The sequence below is a fragment of the Fulvitalea axinellae genome, assembly GCF_036492835.1.
Classification (GTDB): domain Bacteria; phylum Bacteroidota; class Bacteroidia; order Cytophagales; family Cyclobacteriaceae; genus Fulvitalea; species Fulvitalea axinellae.
This window is the reverse complement of record NZ_AP025314.1, coordinates 261,338-278,000: the sequence shown is the minus strand read 5'-3', so window position 1 is coordinate 278,000 and position 16,663 is coordinate 261,338. Positions and strand designations below refer to the sequence as shown.

15 protein-coding genes are annotated in these 16,663 nt (G+C 47.2%); 7 read left to right on the top strand and 8 right to left on the bottom strand.

The window, feature by feature from the left end; translation table 11 throughout:
- Position 1 precedes the first annotated feature (1 nt).
- Positions 2 to 553: a hypothetical protein gene (locus AABK39_RS01055; protein WP_338393093.1), complete on the top strand. Its 552-nt coding sequence runs from the start codon at positions 2 to 4 to the stop codon at positions 551 to 553.
- A gap of 341 nt (positions 554 to 894) precedes the next feature.
- Positions 895 to 3,231, top strand: a complete 2,337-nt coding sequence (locus AABK39_RS01050; protein ID WP_338393092.1) for a hypothetical protein — start codon at positions 895 to 897, stop codon at positions 3,229 to 3,231.
- A 2-nt stretch (positions 3,232 to 3,233) separates the two neighbouring features.
- Here AABK39_RS01050 and AABK39_RS01045 read toward each other — a convergent pair whose 3' ends face one another.
- Complete coding sequence (locus AABK39_RS01045) at positions 3,234 to 3,656, bottom strand: hypothetical protein (RefSeq protein WP_338393091.1); 423 nt, start codon at positions 3,654 to 3,656, stop codon at positions 3,234 to 3,236.
- Positions 3,657 to 3,856: 200 nt separating this feature from the next.
- On the bottom strand, positions 3,857 to 5,293 hold the full coding sequence (locus AABK39_RS01040; RefSeq protein WP_338393090.1) for a sulfatase: 1,437 nt from the start codon (positions 5,291 to 5,293) through the stop codon (positions 3,857 to 3,859).
- Between the two features lie 177 nt (positions 5,294 to 5,470).
- Between AABK39_RS01040 and AABK39_RS01035 the strand changes: the two genes are divergently transcribed.
- Entirely contained in the window at positions 5,471 to 6,640 is a 1,170-nt protein-coding gene (locus AABK39_RS01035; RefSeq protein WP_338393089.1) for a hypothetical protein, read from the top strand.
- A gap of 5 nt (positions 6,641 to 6,645) precedes the next feature.
- On the opposite strand, the gene AABK39_RS01030 is transcribed toward AABK39_RS01035, so the two are convergent.
- Positions 6,646 to 7,089 carry a hypothetical protein gene (locus AABK39_RS01030; RefSeq protein WP_338393088.1) on the bottom strand — a complete coding sequence of 148 codons (444 nt, stop codon included), beginning with the start codon at positions 7,087 to 7,089 and terminating at the stop codon, positions 6,646 to 6,648.
- A gap of 4 nt (positions 7,090 to 7,093) precedes the next feature.
- Positions 7,094 to 7,657: an RNA 2'-phosphotransferase gene (locus AABK39_RS01025; RefSeq protein WP_338393087.1), complete on the bottom strand. Its 564-nt coding sequence runs from the start codon at positions 7,655 to 7,657 to the stop codon at positions 7,094 to 7,096.
- Between the two features lie 556 nt (positions 7,658 to 8,213).
- On the opposite strand from AABK39_RS01025, the gene AABK39_RS01020 reads away from it, so the two are divergent.
- On the top strand, positions 8,214 to 9,773 hold the full coding sequence (locus AABK39_RS01020; protein ID WP_338393086.1) for a PKD domain-containing protein: 1,560 nt from the start codon (positions 8,214 to 8,216) through the stop codon (positions 9,771 to 9,773).
- An 85-nt stretch (positions 9,774 to 9,858) separates the two neighbouring features.
- Here AABK39_RS01020 and AABK39_RS01015 read toward each other — a convergent pair whose 3' ends face one another.
- Entirely contained in the window at positions 9,859 to 10,008 is a 150-nt protein-coding gene (locus AABK39_RS01015; RefSeq protein ID WP_338393085.1) for a hypothetical protein, read from the bottom strand.
- A 165-nt stretch (positions 10,009 to 10,173) separates the two neighbouring features.
- On the opposite strand from AABK39_RS01015, the gene AABK39_RS01010 reads away from it, so the two are divergent.
- Both AABK39_RS01010 and AABK39_RS01005 read left to right on the top strand, forming a co-directional pair.
- On the top strand, positions 10,174 to 10,515 hold the full coding sequence (locus AABK39_RS01010; protein WP_338393084.1) for a cupin domain-containing protein: 342 nt from the start codon (positions 10,174 to 10,176) through the stop codon (positions 10,513 to 10,515).
- Between the two features lie 212 nt (positions 10,516 to 10,727).
- Positions 10,728 to 12,212: a hypothetical protein gene (locus tag AABK39_RS01005; protein ID WP_338393083.1), complete on the top strand. Its 1,485-nt coding sequence runs from the start codon at positions 10,728 to 10,730 to the stop codon at positions 12,210 to 12,212.
- 47 nt (positions 12,213 to 12,259) lie between these two features.
- Here the strand turns inward: AABK39_RS01005 and AABK39_RS01000 are convergent, their stop codons facing one another.
- Positions 12,260 to 13,342 (bottom strand): DUF695 domain-containing protein, encoded by a 1,083-nt coding sequence (locus AABK39_RS01000; RefSeq protein WP_338393082.1) that lies wholly within the window; start codon positions 13,340 to 13,342, stop codon positions 12,260 to 12,262.
- A 596-nt stretch (positions 13,343 to 13,938) separates the two neighbouring features.
- Here AABK39_RS01000 and AABK39_RS00995 point away from each other — a divergent pair.
- On the top strand, positions 13,939 to 14,397 hold the full coding sequence (locus AABK39_RS00995) for a hypothetical protein (RefSeq protein ID WP_338393081.1): 459 nt from the start codon (positions 13,939 to 13,941) through the stop codon (positions 14,395 to 14,397).
- Positions 14,398 to 14,688: 291 nt separating this feature from the next.
- Here the strand turns inward: AABK39_RS00995 and AABK39_RS00990 are convergent, their stop codons facing one another.
- Positions 14,689 to 15,573, bottom strand: a complete 885-nt coding sequence (locus tag AABK39_RS00990; RefSeq protein WP_338393080.1) for a hypothetical protein — start codon at positions 15,571 to 15,573, stop codon at positions 14,689 to 14,691.
- A 154-nt stretch (positions 15,574 to 15,727) separates the two neighbouring features.
- On the bottom strand, positions 15,728 to 16,630 hold the full coding sequence (locus AABK39_RS00985; protein ID WP_338393079.1) for a hypothetical protein: 903 nt from the start codon (positions 16,628 to 16,630) through the stop codon (positions 15,728 to 15,730).
- Between the last annotated feature and the right edge of the window lie 33 nt (positions 16,631 to 16,663).

The following is a 16,663-nucleotide window of genomic DNA, read 5'->3' as shown; positions in this document are numbered from 1 at the left end:
TATGGACTTGGACGAACTAAAATCACACTACCGAGACGGTAACGAAAACAATCAAAAAAGCTTTGAAAAACTCAGAAACATGATGACAAAAGGAACTCCTCCCGTACTAAAAGCCGTCAAGAGGCAATTGATCTTCGAATCGGCGGTTTGGGTCGCCATTCTGGCAACTTTCCACAATATTTTTGACGGCAACCTTAAGCCGGCCTACGCTAACGCATTGGTAATTGTGGCAGTCGTGACATTACTGATTCACAACCTGTTGGAATATCGGTCGATTCAATTTCCGGTGAGCGGAAACAACCTGAAGGAATCCGTTTCCAAATATCTGAAAAAAGTAAAGGCCTACGCTTTCAGCTCGATCTCGACAAGGGTTTTCGCATACGTATCGGTTATGGTTTTTCTGTTTTCCGGCACGTCTGTCACACCCCAAAAACTCTATCTCGGCGGGTCCGCCCTCGTCTTGACTTGCTTTATCCAAGTGTTTTTGCTACGTAAAGTTTGGCACAGAAAAATATCCAAACTCGAAGACATCGCCGACGGGTTGAAGGAATAAACCTCAGATCAATCCACTATCAAAAGAGAAGCGCTTTTCTCCCAAATATCACCTATATCGAATTTCCCAAAATCAATCCGCGTTTCTAATATTCTTTTCCTATATAAACAAATTGTGTTTTGGCAAGGTAAGTAGAATGGATCGATAGGCGAAAATACTTCACGGACAAAGTGCGGAGACACCGCACCACGACACAGCGGTCTTAAAAGCACGCTTTTCGCCCTAATTCCGTCTGATGGTTTATGCAGTCCTTTGCGCCAAGAAAATATAGACAACCCCAAAAATCAAAAGGAAACGGCACCGCTTCCTTTCACAACCACAGGCCCGAAAGACGACAGCCCGTGCAACGCTACATATATTCCGGCGAAGACTCCATAACCCCCGTCGAACATTATGAGGAACTGCCCAAACACGTCCAAAACCTAATCGAGGCCATAACTGACAACGAGGAAAAGGAAAGCCTAAAAGCCACGGTACGGGCCATTATAACGGACCCCGAGGTTCCGGTAAGGCTAAATGAAAACTCATCGTTGGATGACCTGAAAGCTCAAATAGCCTTCTCGTTTCCCGATCCCAAAAAAATTGAGGAATATTATACGCCCGACGATATCCTGATCGGTACAAAGTGGGCCCAACAAGCCATAGCGCCCCATATGAGAACAATCTGCGGAGGTGCGGATACGCCTATATTTCTAGACGATATTTTAGAGAAACTTCAAGTACACACCGGCAAAATCAGGCCTGTCAAAAACAAACCGCCCGACGAGCTTTCGACCACGGACTGCCTGGGTCTATGGCTTAGCGAAAGAGTCCCTCCGCTACCGCCGGAACACACGCCCCAAGAAAGGGCCAAATGGGAACGCGTCGTCCGCCGACAAGCGCTACATTACCTTACCCGGATAGCCAAAAAGCCCATATCAGTTCACTTTATGACGGAAAGAATGGACGAAGCCCGACTGATGGACGATGGCGTAGAAGAAAGGACGGATCTGGACCCGGCATATTTCGACATGTTGGAAATACACCGGCAACATATGACCTACAAAGGTCTGCATCCCCACGAGGAAGATCTTATGGACTTGAGCAGAGTCTACATGTACAAATACGGCGAGCAAACCCGCTTCCCATGGATTATCGATTCCGACCTTTGGAGTCATAGGCAGACTTTCAAATTCGCCAATTCCTGGAAGCTTGCGCCCGGAAAAATAGACAGAATGCGGGATGGCAAAACGGGAGCGGAAGCCGGCCAAGAAGTGGAAACGGCCAAAAAAGAGGAGCTGAAGAAGGCCGAATACGGAGACTTCGAACCGCTGACAAGGGAGGAACTTTGCAGGAGCTTTTTCGATCCTTCCTTTTGCGGGGAGATTTTGACATTTGACCAATTTCAGGAAAGGCTAAAGCTGGAAAACTCCCGAAATTACCCAACTAGAAGACAACTAGTGCCAGAACTGACCCTGATAGAGGCCCGGCTTCAGGAATACGAATTCGCAAAAGAACGGGCCAACGAAACCAAGCGCCAACTGGACTTGGCGGAAAAGGAGACGGAAAGCAGACTGGACAGCGAACGCCAAGCCGAACTAGTGACGGCCAGAAAAGCCGACGCCAAAATAACCCAAAGCCGTTTTGAGTTGCTGGATTTGATGGAGCATGATATTTACGCTTGGCACAGGCGCTGTCCGTTGCTCAGTTTCTATTACCTGCCCGTCTACCACAAAAGTCTTTTACTCTTGCTCGACTCCATCCACAAAGAGCATATGCTATTGGTAAAACACGCCATGCGGGAAAGACATCACCCGTGGATTCCGGATTACGAAAGTCTAGCCGAAACCGAACGCGTGGCGGTTCGGGAAAGCTGGGAGAATTTAGCCTTTACTTGTGAGGAAGCCCCGGACTTATCGGTGATCCAGGATGAGGTCCCTTCCCATGTGTTCTTTACCAAACGGATAGAAGGTTTCCGGCCGATGGTAATGAGTTCCGTGGCGCGGCTGTTATCCCGCCCCTTCGGCCGATGCCTGATTTGCTCTATCGCCGGTTCTTCTTCCCGTAAGCTGTCGGTGGAGCCGGCCGACAGAGGCTCCAAATCGAGCAACGCCTGCGTGATGCCTTTAAGCTTCCTTCCCCACTCCCCGACTCCCGTAGAGGAATTCAGCAAAGAGCGCCCTTTTGTCGGCCTTAAACCGGCCAAAGGGTGCGGAGGACAGATTAGCGTTATGGTGCCGTGGAAAGAGCTTCTGGCCATCTATGGCGAACACTGGCGAGTCATAAAAGACCCGAGACATGTGGAGTTGCCCGACAACACAAAAAAGAAAAAGGATAAAAAAGGTGATGAAAAGCTGGTGACCCCGGAAATGGAAAGACAAGGCTACTACGTCCCCAGAAGCGGAAATTACGTTCTTTCCCCTACTTTTGTAACCTTCGGCCACGAGGCCGGCCACGTCCAATCGTACCACTCCGGCGAGTCCAGAACAAGACTTTTCAAAGAGACATACAAAGAGGATCCAGACTTTTGTCCGTGGAACGATAATGAAGAGCATTTTGTAATAGAAGAGGTTGAAAACAGAATCCGGGGCGAACACGGCCTGCCTCTCCGGAAGTGGCATAAATCCGGTGCCGTAGATCTTCAGGAACTAATCTCCGACCCTAAGGCCTATCAGAAGTTTTTTGGGGTTTTGAGGTAATGTTACTCAGCGCTCAAAGAAGTTTCTCTCTCCACATTTGTCAAAAACAGGCTATCGTATTTCAACTCAAAACTTCCAAACCGCTGAGAGCTGTCAGCCGAAGAAATCGTTAACCAAGCTCCTCCGTTGATTTCCAAATCATATGTATATCCATCCTGTCTTATCTCGCCAATTACCTGACATGGAAGATGATAAAACAAGTGATGCCATTCAGCCCCTGAGATTGGCCTGACATGGCTTAACACCTCGATCGCTTCAGCCTCCGAAATTGTAAAACCCGAACACATTGAAGTATCCTTTAGTGACGATGGATAACCAGCATTCGCATCGTGTATTATTACTTCAAAGGCTGATCGCAAATCCGGAAACGGTTTTGACTTTCCTTGTGAATACAAAACGATAGTCTCCTTAGAATTCGCTTCCATTCTAAACTCCTGAGGAAAATCCCCTTTTTCCGAAAATCGTAGACTCAAGCATAAAACAAAAAATAAAAGCCGTGTCGAGTTCATTCGTCTGCCCTTGTTTATAGCCAATAATATACAAAAGCTCCTTCACTCCCGGCAAGATTATCTTACCAAAAGCAAAGGAGCCCTGTTACATGATATCAAAACTATTTGCCGATAAGCTAAATATTTTCAACCAGTGGCACAGGCGCATCCGTTTCCACTACCCAACGCCTCATCTCCGCCAGCATTTCCTGCGCTTTTTCCCTATCCTTATTCCAGAGGTTATTCTTTTCGGAAATATCTTCGCTTAGCTTATAAAGCTCATGGCGATCATATTCGTAATAATAAATCAGCTTCCAATCGTCCCAAATCAGCACCGAGCAGGGCACCGACCGCCAATAAGCGGATTTGCCTTTGTACGAGGGCAAAACCTTGTCGGAATTACCGGTGCCGAGATAGAGAGGGAAATGGAAAAACATACTCTTCTTCCTTTTATAATCCTTACCCCTCAGCAACGGAACGATCGACTCGCCGTCCACGGGTTGGGATTCGGGTAAGGGAGCGCCGGAAAGCTCGGCGAATGTGGGCATAAAATCCACGCCGTTTACGGGTTGTTCCGAGACGCTTCCGGGTTTGGTTACGCCTTTCCAGCGCATTACGCAAGGCGTCCGTATTCCGCCTTCGTAGAACGTGCCTTTACCGGCCCTTAGCGGTAGGTTGGACGTGTTGGCCGATACGCCTCCGTTGTCGGAGGTGAAGATCAGCAAGGTGTTTTCCTCCAACCCCAGTTCGGCCAAGGCCTCGCTGATCCGGCCTACGCTCCGGTCTATCTGCTCCACCTCGGCGGCGTAAACCGGATTGATGTCCGTCCGGCCCTGTTCCTCGGCTTTTTTGCGGTAATAGGCTATCCGGCCTTTGCGTGCGGCGTTCGGGGCGTGCACTTCCCAGTGGGCCAAGTAAAGGAAAAACGGCCGGTCCTTGTTCTCCCGCATAAAGTTTACGGAAGCTTCCGTCAGCCGTTCCGCCACCAACGTATCGCCGTAGTAGCGAGCCTCTTTTCCGTGTCGGTTAGTGATCTGGCCCAGTTCGCCATTGGCGGAATTTACGCCAAAGCCCTGATTGTCGTCACCGATATGCCATTTGCCGAAACGGGCCGATGCGTAGCCTTTTTGCCTCAGCAATTCGGCCAAGGAGGTAAAGGAAGCGGGAACTTGGTTTACGCTTACGGGGAAGGTGTTGAAGGTGGAATCGGCGCCACGGGCCGGGACTTTGAAGCGCATTTGCTCCACGGAACCGCCACGCGACAGCCCCTGCGGAATATACACGCCGTGACGAGGCGTGAACGTGCCCGTCAGCATACAGGCCCGGGAGGGGGCGCAGTTCGCCGCCGAAGGGTAAAAACGCCGGAGATTCAGCCCTTCGGAAGCCAAGCGGTCCAAGTTGGGCGTTTCGTAAAAAGCCCTCACGTTATTGAATCCGGCGTCGGCCCAGCCCATATCGTCGGCGTAAACGATAACGATATTCGGCGGGCGCTTCGGTTTCTCTTTTTTCTTTTCTTCGCAAGAAGCCAACAGGCTCCATAAAGCGAGCCCGAGACACAGGTACGATTTCTTCATTCCCAAAAAATTTAAGTTCCAGATTCCAACAAGGCCAAACGGCATATTTTGCGTTCCTTTGCGAAGGGACACGCCGGCAATGATAACGGACAAAGGCCAAAAAGCCCTGGTTTTTTACCGTTACGGAGTGATCTTACCGGTTATCGGAAAGGAGTTATAGCGTTGAAAAACAATAGAATGGAAGAAGAATACGAATTGGCGAAAGCCTGTCTGGACCGGATAAAACGCAGTCGTCCGTTCTTCCGCTCCGCTGTGTGCAAAGACCTGATCGATTATCTGGTTCGGGCCGGATTGCGGGGAGAAAGTCCCAAAGAATTGCAATTGGCGGTGGAGGCCTTGGGCAAGAAAGCCGAAGCCGACAAAGACCTAAACGTGCGTCCGTATATCAGCAAAGTCCGGAAAAAACTGGACGAATATTACCGAAACGAAGGGCGTCATGACGAAATCCGTTTCGAAATTCCGAAAGGGCAATACGGCGTGGTTTTTCATCGGAAAGAAGTCGTCAATACCGGTCAGCCCAATCCCAAAAGACGGATCCTGCCTTTTGTTTTGGGATTTGGCCTCACGGCGATAATCATAGCGGTATTTGTCAGTTTAAATAATAACGAAACGCCTCTCTTCGCCAAGTTTTCGGAAAGCGACCGCCCGACGGCCATTATCCTCGGTAATCCGTTTTTCGCCTCCGGCAAACTGGCAAACGGCAATCGGGCCGTGGTTCGCATTCCCTCCGTTAACGGGGAAAAGGATTTGGCGGAGTACAACAGCAAACAAACCGGGAAAGAAGCTCTTCTGAAGAAATCGGGAGCCCGATATTTGAGTCGCCAAAGCGCGATCGGGATGTTTCATATTACGCAACATCTACGTACAGAAACCGGGCTGGAACTGCGCTACGCATCCTCCACGGCATGGGAAGACGCAGTAGGGAAGAACGTCATCTTCGTAGGCTCCACCCGCACGCTGGGGATCTTCCGGAAACTGACAGAAAAAATCGGATTCGCATATCATCCGCCAAATTGGGAGGTGAATAACGGCCAAGAAACGCTCAGCTTTCCGAACCGGCGACAAACGCATCCGAAAACGGAGCATGTGGCGGTATTTCGCCTAACCACGCCGGACCAAAGGCACGTTCTGTTCTTCTTTTCCGACAACGGTTTGGGCAATGCCGGCGTTCTCAGGTCCCTCACCGACGCGGAGCGCCTAAAGCAATTCCGCCAAGAAGGGTTCCAAGACGAAAGGCCCAATTTCCGGGCGCTATTCGAAGTGAAAGGCCAGGGCTTTCAGGAATTCGACGTAAGCCTGAAGCATTTTAGCGAGATAAAAACGCCAGCGGAAAACCTTTGGCCTTAGGCCGTTCAGATCTTATCGTATTCTTTGAACAAATACCTGTAAGCTTCGTCTTCGTTCCGGAAAAACGGGGCGTGAGGTTGGTCGGGGTCAAAGCCCACAAGGGAAGACATTCCGAAGCGGTTGCTGTCCGACAAAACGAAAGCGGTCAGAATCCGGCTTTCTCCGCTCGGTCTGATATCATCGAAAAGTTGAAAGAGCCGTAACATGCGGTCCCCGTACTCGTATTCAAGCTTTTCCATATCAAACAAAACAGCCATCGGTTCCACTGTCAACAAGGCCAAACCTACCCGCCGGTATAGAAAGTCACCGTAATTCCATCCCCTAGAACCCCAAGAACACCGTCCCGACAACTCCACTTTCAGAATGCACTCTTCCTCATGCTCGAAAAACCGGCAGTCCACTTCCTCGGGTACCGGCAGTTCTATTGTTCGTGGCTTAAACTGATCCATGCTTTTAAGATTTGACTTCTTCTTTCAACACCAGATACTTTGTCGGCACCTCTTCGGTTAGCCATACGCCGTTATCGGAAACAAAAAACGCGTATCCGTCCCGGCGCATTTCCTTTGCCCGAACTTCCAACACCACAGGCTTTCCGTGCCTTTGCCCTACGGCCACGGCGGTTTCCGTTTCGGCGCTCAAATGAACGTGGTGCCTTCCCCGCTTTTCCAGTCCCGACTGGAAAATGGAGCCTATATTTTTGCGGGCTGTTCCATGAAAAAGAATTTCCGGCGGCTCCACCGGCGTATAGCCCAATTCCACATTCACGGAATGACCTTGATTTGCCCGGATCATAGTCTTATCGGCGTTAAAAGCGAAACGTTTTTTGTTATTCGCCTCCACCACAGCCTCAAGCATCTCCATATCAAGCGGGCGACCGGCCATCTTCATCTTTTCCAATAATCCGGCAACCTCTGTCCAGCCTTTCCCGTCCAACGCAATTCCTATTGTTTCGGGCTTGTGGCGAAGTACCAAGCTTAAAAATTTGCTTATTTTTCGCAGTTTTTTCTCGTCTATCATCTCAATTCAAAAAAGTAATCGATTCTAGTATTCTAAACGCAAACACAACCATCAAATATTATGATCATTGCGTTTTTTCTGGATTTTCGAACCACTCAAACTCTTGCTTATATGCAAAAGCAATCCACTTCATTACGTACAATATATCGCTTTGTAATAAGCACTTACACACACATCCAGCGTATCTAAATTATAATATTTTTAATAGTCTACAACGAAATAACAGTCTTATACACATCTTTTTCATTGATGAAGAAATAAGTCCGAACGTATAGTTTCCTACTCTCTTCCATATAATTAAAAGATTATTACACTGAAATATACAAATGAAATAGAGGGAGAAAGGATTTTAATACGTTCATGAAAGTACATTAGATTCATATTTCATATGATTGTGTTTATAGTGATCTCTTTGTCGCAAAGATATGTTGTCAAGTCATTAGGATGATCGAATAATCAGAGTTGCTTTTTACACCAAACCCAGTAAAAACCTGACAATATACCTGTAAAGAATATCACTAGGGAAAACCACACATGAATATTTAAATATAATTTTATGATTAAAAAAACCACACTGTTGCAAATTTTTATGGCTTCGACCTTTGCGTTTGCCTGCGGATCCGACTCCGACAGCGAGGAAGCCACGTCAAATACCGCCCCGGTGGCCAATGCCGGAAAAGACGCCGAATACAAAAATGGCCAGCAGGTAACACTGGACGGATCCGCCTCGTCAGACGCTGACAATGACCCGTTGACCTTCAAATGGACCGCTTCCAGCCAAAACCCCGCCACCGTTACGCTTTCGGAAGCCAAAACGGCAAAACCGAAATTCACGGCGCCGGAAACCGCCGGCAAATACACATTCAGCTTGGTAGTGAACGACGGGAAAACCGATTCCAAAGCCGACCAAGTCGATATCACCGTATCGGTAACACCGACGGAAGCATCAAACACCAAGCCTGTGGCCGACGCCGGCAAAGACCAAACCGTAACAGCCGGTGATGAAGTGACGTTGGACGGATCCGCCTCATCGGACACCGACAAGGACGAGCTGAAATACAAGTGGACCGTTTCCGGGCAAAATCCCGAAGCCGTTACGCTCTCGGACGCCAGCGTAGCCCAACCCAAATTCACGGCCCCGACAACCGCCGGCGAATATACGTTCAACCTAGTTGTAAACGACGGCAAGGACGATTCCGAAAGCGCAAGCGTAAAAGTGACCGTAAAGGAGCCTGAACAAACAGGAGCTTCCATCACTTACGCCGACATTAGCCGTGAAGGCGTTCTTTTCTTGTCGGCGACCCACGGAAACGGCACTTTCGTAGCCGTTGGATATTACGGCAAAACACTCAACAGCGAAGATCGCGGATCGGTACATTACTCCGAAGACGGCGTAACCTGGACAGAAGTCGCCGACGTAACTGGAGGAACCTCTTGGCAAGAGGTGATTTTCGCGAACAACCAATTCGTAATGGTAGGCGACAATGGCGCCGTAGCCACATCCCCGGACGGCGTGACTTGGACAAAATCCCAAACAAACGAACAGTGGGATTGGAAAAGTGTCAGCTACCAAGCGCCTAATTACATCTTTACGGCTTCAAAAGGTCGTTACGGAGTTTCAAACGGTTCGGACCTCGTAAACCTGACCGTAAAACGAAGCGATTACGTAGACGACGAATGGAACGGACAAGCGTACGGAAACAACGTGTATGTAACCGTAGGTAAAGACGGTCGGGTAGGGTACTCAGACAACGGAAAGGACTGGGACTTCAAAACCATCGACAAGTCAAGTTACAGAAGGTTCGGTGATGTCACTTACGGAAAGCATGGATTCGTGGCCACCGTTTCACAAGGCTCTACCACCGTGGCCACTTCCACCGACGGAAAAGCGTGGACCTTGAAAACAAACAGCCTGTCATTCCAAGGCGTGGAATATCTCGACGGAAAATACGTATTGCTGGGCACGCACCTGAAAGATGAGGGACTATACTTTTCCGAAGGGCTCGACTTCGATAACGCCGAAAAAATCGAATTGGAAGGCCGTATGCTCGACGTAGTTTTCGCCGAAGGCAAATACATAGTGGTAGGGAGCAAAGTCGCCGTTGTCACGCTTTAAAAAACGGCACTCCGCCCCAAAAAGAGGCGCAAAAATAAACGTATCCAATAGAAACCGGAGTTCCGACCTAAACGGCTCCGGTTTTTTATTTCCCTTTATATTTTCTGGTTCCCCTAACAAAACGGACACACTCCAAGCCCGCCACATAAAGCATTCCCCAAATCACTATTCCCGTTCCGAGGACAATTCCCAAAACAGTGGAAATAAAATCCTCGGTTTTCGAACGTAACGACATAAGCGTTCATCAAGACCAAACATCGCCCGCCCACGCGGACTTTCTCCAAGTTTACGAAATGTTCGCAAAAAACCTCCACTATCTATGACCGGAAGCATAACACCTCCACCTTTCCAAGCGTTAATTTGCGGACGTTATTTAAATTCATTCTAAAAACAAACCACCATGCAAACTGCGTCATTACTCAAAGACTTGGCATACGGCGACGAAAGACCGGCTATATCCGTACTCTTCGAAAGCGAGACCTCCAAAGAGATCCGCATCCTGATGAGAGCCGGCCAAGTGATGAAAGAGCACAAAACAGCCTTTCCGATTACCGTAGAGCTTTATCGCGGCGCCGTGGATTTCGGTGTAGAAGGTAAAGTCCTGAATTTGGTGGCCGGCGATATGCTCAGCCTTGCGCCTAGCGTACCGCATGACCTCAAAGCCACGGAAGACGCCATCATCCGTCTGACGCTTTCAAAACTCGATACAGAAGAACGCGTGAAAGACGTAGCGAAAAAATAACTCGGTAGCCATATCATTATATGTTTTTGCCTCGCTTGGACTATGTTCTGGGCGAGGTTTTCTTTTTTATATCCACCTGACCTAAAAGCTTCGCTAAGCTGAGAATACTTACATGAAGCAAATTCTCACAAACAAAGTTTAGCATATTACTGGCGACATACAACCTGAAAAATCTCCTTTGGACCTTTTAGTAATTCCTAAACAACTTCCGCTTGTTCTTTTCGGCCAAACACAGTTCGTCCAACGCCAACAAACAAACCCGAGCGGGCGTCTCAAAAAAACCGCCTAAGCCAGACTGTATTCAAGCGAAGTTTGAGGCCAGCGTAGCCACGGAAGACACTTATCTCGCACCTTGGTCGCAAGTCGAAAACGAACGTTACCGTCCTCATTACCGGCTGGAGCAATCCGAGTCCATAGCCGTGGACTGGGACCAAAGGGTATTCCCCAGCTTTGACAAAGAAAACGAATGGATCAAAGCCCTAACCTCCAGAGGCGTCTGCGCTGTTCCGCTAAAGGTATTGGAGCGTGGTTCTGAAGCCGCGATGCAGACAGACAATAGCAGTTTCGCTTCCATGATCGATTTTCTTTGGCGGGCATGGATAGACCTAAACGATGAGGAGCAGCCCCGAATAAGCCTGCAGGATCACTGTTACGGTTTGGCAAAAAAGAAATCGCCCTACGAGGCTGGAATTGCCATAATGAACTGTCCCATAGAACCCGAGGCCGTTCAGGAGACACTATATCAGTTTTTCAAGAACATGAAGTTCAAACGTGTCCCTCATCAGCAACCGGACAAAAGCGAAGTCCTAGATCTTTCGACCAGCCAAAGGACAAAAGTCAAAGCGCATAGGGACGGTTACTACCATATGTACTCTCCAAAAAAGGTGAACTCCGGAGCGCCTTCGGACCAGAAAATATACGTTAACGCCAAAGCCGAATATCTTGAGCCGATCCTTCAGTATATCTACTCGTCTTTTATGGAAAAATCGCCCGTGCTGGCCACCTGTATGAAGGTAGGGGCCGTAGGCATAGCCACCCATATGCGCGACGTTATAGTGATTTACCCCGTAGGCGACCACGAACGGACGGTACTTCTGAACAAGCTGAAATTTCTTTTGGGCGAACATCTGGACTGGCTTATGAGCGATGTAGTTCCGTTCTCCCAAAAAGTCATGAAAGGAGTATCGTGGGGCGAAGAACCCAATGTCGGATACCTTAAAGGGCCCGAACGCCTATGCCAAATTCCCGAAGAAGAATGGCGTAGTTTTTTGGAAAAAATCAATCCGTCCAATGTGGAAGGGCTAATGAAAAAACTAAAGGCCGTAGGCTCCCTGTCTTCCCGGCTCTCCCTACAGGAAATGTGGAGCGAACTGCCCAAAGAACGCCCGCCCCGAAGGGTAGATTATGATTTTCTGATCCGCTATACCAACTTGTTCAAAACCTGTTTCGATATTGACCTGACAGACAACATAAAAGCATTGAAATCCGCCTCGCACCGCCGGTGGGCGCCGGGCTTCATACTTCCAAGGCCAGACTCCCGAAGCCAACAATCGATGCTGTCAATCAGAACCTATATGTTGGGCGACATATTCGAAGAAAGAGTTCCGCAGAACTTCGAAGAACTCTATTTCCGATTTATGGAAAAACTTAGGGAAGCCCATATCTCGGAGTGGCATCCTCATCTTAATACTTTGTGAGTGGGGCGGGGGCTTTTTTCCAAAACTTAAGCCGGTACGGGAAGGCACTAAGCCATAAACTTCCTAAACGACAGCCAATACTTGTCCTTGTATATCATAAAGTCTCCTTTTAGGCCCTCCTCATACTTCTCCATTATTCTTTCAATCACTTTGGTAGCCTTTCGAAAATCTTTACACGCAAAGTAAATACGCCGGTGGTTATCTCCCGTTTCTCTGCCTACGTTCAGAAAACCGTCGGAGTCTTTCAGGATACTTGTAAGCTCATCCTCAAATACGTCTAACAATTTATACGTCCTTTCGTCAGGCATTCCGTTGGGCCCTTCAAAAGTAAAATCAATTTCCATAACCCAAGGGTGCGAAGGTTTGGCGTCCCACTCCAACAGGTTGTTGTTTATAGTCGCAAAAAAGGAATTCCCACTGTCCTTCATATTACCTTTTAAAGCCGAGTAGGAGTCATTTTCACTATCATAATAAGTAGCCTCGTACTTTTCCACAAACTCCTTTTCTCTCCATATCAGGTAATCTTTAAGTTTCGAGATCGGTATCAATTCCTTTTCGGCGTCGGAAGGAGATATTAGCGATATTCGATCAATCGAAACGGCAAAATTCAACTCCCCCAGATAGTTGTCTAAAAAGATATGTACACCACTCTCTAAATTAACTTTATCCTCTTGATTGAAATCATCATGAGTGATAACAATATCTATTTCATCAGGATATCGCTCATGCTTAATGGCATAGAACCACATATTGTCTGCGTGATATTCATATCCACTCATTCTTATTGAGGTATTCTGAATGTCAGAAGCCGGCTTCAATCCAGTGAACTTCCAATTACCTAGCTTTGGAGCACTTTCTATTAGTTCTTCTACATATGGAATATTCCTTAACCGTCCATCGGCTGAGATAATCAACTCCGCAGTCTTATCGTCTAACATTCCCGCCAAAAAGAAAAAGCCCTCCCTAAGTTCTTTTAGCTTAGGAGAAAGGTGTTCACAAAAATCCCGTTCAACGTTTTCTCCTTTGCTAAGAACCTTAAAAAAGGATTTTTCTTCCGTCAGGAACCAATTCCAAAAGCCCTCATAAGTACTGATACGTTCTTGCTCTCGGCTTTTAAAAATATCAAACATTCCCATCTCGTTGAGTAAATTAGTGGTTATCACGAATGATTTCGTATGACGTCAAACAGGATCGAGCCTCACGGACCTTCTATGAGGAGCGATTTGAATTCGTGATAACCTTTATTAATGATAAGTGACAATTTCGTCCGCAAAATAGGCCAATAAACCATACTCTCCAAGTGGGGTTTGAGTCTTCTTCAAAGAGCTGAAAGTACTTGATCAAACCCTTATCGGGTCTGGTAAATAGTCCACAAAACACAAAGTCATTTTTATAATTTAAATGCGAACCATTTTCACCATATTGCTTTAAATATTTTTCTCACCTTCCTGAATATCAGCATGATTGATGATACAAAAAGTAAATACAGAGCCCGCCTCCCAAAAGACTTGCTCTCTCACAAAAACAAACAGACATGTTTACTCGGAATCAGTATGAACAACCCCAATCAAACTGGAGATAAACTAAAGGCGACAATCGAACTTATCAACAAGCGATTCTCTTCATGTGTCATAAACATTTCTGGGGCTCTCCAAAGGCATAACCTCCATATAACTGGCCTTAGCAAACACGATGCTTATAGCCAGGCAATCGCAATGGAAACACAATGGAAACACAATGGTTGGACAGTAATCTCAAAATTGTCGAAACTCTAAATGTTCCGTATAAATTAGTTCACTGGGATCATTGGCTTGAACAAGAAGAGTTCTCAGAAACCTTAAGGGAGTATAAGCTTTTATACGATTCCAACAACCTGTTTCAGTCATCACTGACAGAAGACCTCAATCGCTTTGTGAACAAATATTATAATCTATACAGTAATTATGTTTCCAAAGAGGCATTCGTAAACAATTGCGTCAATTTACTTCTGGAAGAGTTCAGTGTCTGGTCTATAATTGGAAGGACCGGCTCATACATTAAGATTTACCCAGCTAAGAGCCTAAAAACAGCCAATATACTTTCCGAAGGAAAAATAACCGCACCAAAAGGAATTGCGAACATTACTTTTGCCAAAGTATCCTTCAAGAAAAGGGGATCGTACAGGGAGCCTAGCTCAACCTACTGAACAGGACCTGTTAAAGAGGAACAATACCAACAACAACTTCCTAAACACTATAAGCCAAATACCCCATACCGCTTCTCGAAATCTTGGCCATTCGCATATTCCGGAGGAATGTAATAGCTCACCACACCAATCGGAGAGTTTAAAAATTCCGTCAATTCATGGTAGTACCTCCGTTTCGTAAGTTCCATCCAAAGTCAGGCTGATCACCAGCGTCCCGTCACTCAAGATATTGGCGCCCACCATTAGGCGGTCAGGATTAGACAATAAAGATTCGGTTCCACCACTCTATATTTACTCACTGTAAACCTCATCATAATAACCCCAACCGTACTTTCGGTATTTTTTATTGACGATCATTTCACCGTCCCCTATATCAAAATCAAAAGTGAAGGGTAAACGATACTCTCCCCAGATACACTTCTTGGCTTTTCCAGCATCATAACCGGTCCAAGTTCCCACAAAATTGTTGTTCGCATATCCGTCAGCGTCGATCGACAAGGTATCTAACTTAACTTTTCCATCTTGGTGATCTATCAAAAAGCCACTCTCCACAATCCCGCTAAAAAGGCCCGGATGGTTTTGAGCGGAATCTTCCCGAAACGTATATCTTCCGAACACGACTCCTTGCATGACATTTTCCACGTCCGATTCCCTTAAAGAATAACCGTTTAACAGCTCCAATTCTCCAGAGAAATCACACCTATTATCAGCGACCTCAGAAACCCCATATACAAAATACTTCATAGGGTTCGCCTTATCCTTGACCACATCCGATATACTGATCTCGATCCTCCGATAATTCACGCCGATAACTCCCTCCTGCGAATACCCTCTTTTCCAGATTCCCGAAAAATCATACGATGCGACACTGTCAAAAACATCAGTCTCAAGGTCAGTAAAAAGGCTATTTTGGATCTTATAATACTCGGAGCTAAAATCAACCTGTTTTGGGTCGTAATATTTACTCAACTCCCCATAATGATATGGGTTGACATAGCGATGTCGCTTTCCAACAGCAACAGCAGGTACTTCCTCAGAAGATGGCAGTTCCCTAATTTCAACCAACCGTCTCCCGCTCTTCCTGTCAAGCGTAGAGGCTTCCGATGTTGAGGTTGATGACGTCTGCTTACAGCCTATTGATAGAATGGCCAAAATCGATAAAAATCTCCGAACCATAGCCGTGGTTAAAAGTTACTGGTTATCAATATAAAAAACCGTCTGTTGATTAGCAGTACCCAGCAATTCATTCTTCCCCAAAAAACAAAAAAGCCCAGACCGCCACAATCAAAGCAACAGCCCGGGCCACCCTTGCGGGATATCCAATCTTAAATCATCGGATAACCTCCAACTCCCCGCAGGCTACGCCGGAAATCGGCTCCGAGCCGTCTTCCGCATACAGATTGAAACTAACTTTATATGTTCCGTCAGCGTTCTTGCTTACCTTCAGGTTTCCTTTGGCGCACTCTATCGACTGGCTTTCTTTTCCCTCCACGTTCTTGTTGAGGTATACAAATGCTTGTACGCTTTGGTCCGCAATATCGTATTCGCCTTCTTTTAGCCCTTGCTCCGCCTCGGAGCCTTTAAGCGTAAACCAGACTACAGAGCCTTTCGAAAGGTAGGTCCTATTTACCGACGTCCCTTCGGCGCACACCTGCAATTGCCCGGCTTCGTTGGCCGTATTTTCTTTCACTACCGAATACTGCAATTTCGCCACGGGGAATTCCTCTCCTCTAAAACTGAATACGTCTTGCGCAGGCGTTTCCCCAGTCTCCCCGTCAAGGTAAAACGTAAAGCCGAAAGAAGTGCCGTTACCCTCGTTGTCCAAAGCCCGGACTTTTACGCTATACGTTCCGGTCATCATCCGGCCCGTCTCTTCCTCACCCAGCAATACCAAAGGCTCATCGACATATTCCTTCTCGCGTTCCTTTACGGGCCTAAGACTGCCCAACCAATAGGAATAATCGTCCGTTCTGTCCTGAGATTCCACCACCCAATCGACACTCTTTACCGTGTCGTTGTCCAGTATCCTTCCCGTCAGCGCCAATACCTCATCGGACTTCAGCACCTTTCCTTCAAAATCTTCCAACAGCCAAAATTCCGGAGCGCCTTCCTCGCCTTTGATCACGTTTTCTTCCACAGGCGGTTTCACGCCCTGATCTTCCTCCTCGTTTTCCATTACGTCACTTCCGCACGAAGCGAGAACAAGCAACGGCAAAAACAGATACTTTTTCATAATCCTTATACGTTTTGATAAACAATCTACGCC

What these genes read in the sequence shown, in the direction of transcription:
- AABK39_RS01055 (WP_338393093.1), top strand. Translation starts at nt 2, where the DNA reads ATGGACTTGGACGAACTAAAATCACACTACCGAGACGGTAACGAAAAC.
- AABK39_RS01045 (WP_338393091.1), bottom strand. Translation starts at nt 3,656, where the DNA reads ATGGAAGCGAATTCTAAGGAGACTATCGTTTTGTATTCACAAGGAAAG.
- AABK39_RS01040 (WP_338393090.1), bottom strand. Translation starts at nt 5,293, where the DNA reads ATGAAGAAATCGTACCTGTGTCTCGGGCTCGCTTTATGGAGCCTGTTG.
- AABK39_RS01035 (WP_338393089.1), top strand. Translation starts at nt 5,471, where the DNA reads ATGGAAGAAGAATACGAATTGGCGAAAGCCTGTCTGGACCGGATAAAA.
- AABK39_RS01030 (WP_338393088.1), bottom strand. Translation starts at nt 7,089, where the DNA reads ATGGATCAGTTTAAGCCACGAACAATAGAACTGCCGGTACCCGAGGAA.
- AABK39_RS01025 (WP_338393087.1), bottom strand. Translation starts at nt 7,657, where the DNA reads ATGATAGACGAGAAAAAACTGCGAAAAATAAGCAAATTTTTAAGCTTG.
- AABK39_RS01020 (WP_338393086.1), top strand. Translation starts at nt 8,214, where the DNA reads ATGATTAAAAAAACCACACTGTTGCAAATTTTTATGGCTTCGACCTTT.
- AABK39_RS01015 (WP_338393085.1), bottom strand. Translation starts at nt 10,008, where the DNA reads ATGTCGTTACGTTCGAAAACCGAGGATTTTATTTCCACTGTTTTGGGA.
- AABK39_RS01010 (WP_338393084.1), top strand. Translation starts at nt 10,174, where the DNA reads ATGCAAACTGCGTCATTACTCAAAGACTTGGCATACGGCGACGAAAGA.
- AABK39_RS01000 (WP_338393082.1), bottom strand. Translation starts at nt 13,342, where the DNA reads ATGTTTGATATTTTTAAAAGCCGAGAGCAAGAACGTATCAGTACTTAT.
- AABK39_RS00995 (WP_338393081.1), top strand. Translation starts at nt 13,939, where the DNA reads ATGGAAACACAATGGTTGGACAGTAATCTCAAAATTGTCGAAACTCTA.
- AABK39_RS00990 (WP_338393080.1), bottom strand. Translation starts at nt 15,573, where the DNA reads ATGGTTCGGAGATTTTTATCGATTTTGGCCATTCTATCAATAGGCTGT.
- AABK39_RS00985 (WP_338393079.1), bottom strand. Translation starts at nt 16,630, where the DNA reads ATGAAAAAGTATCTGTTTTTGCCGTTGCTTGTTCTCGCTTCGTGCGGA.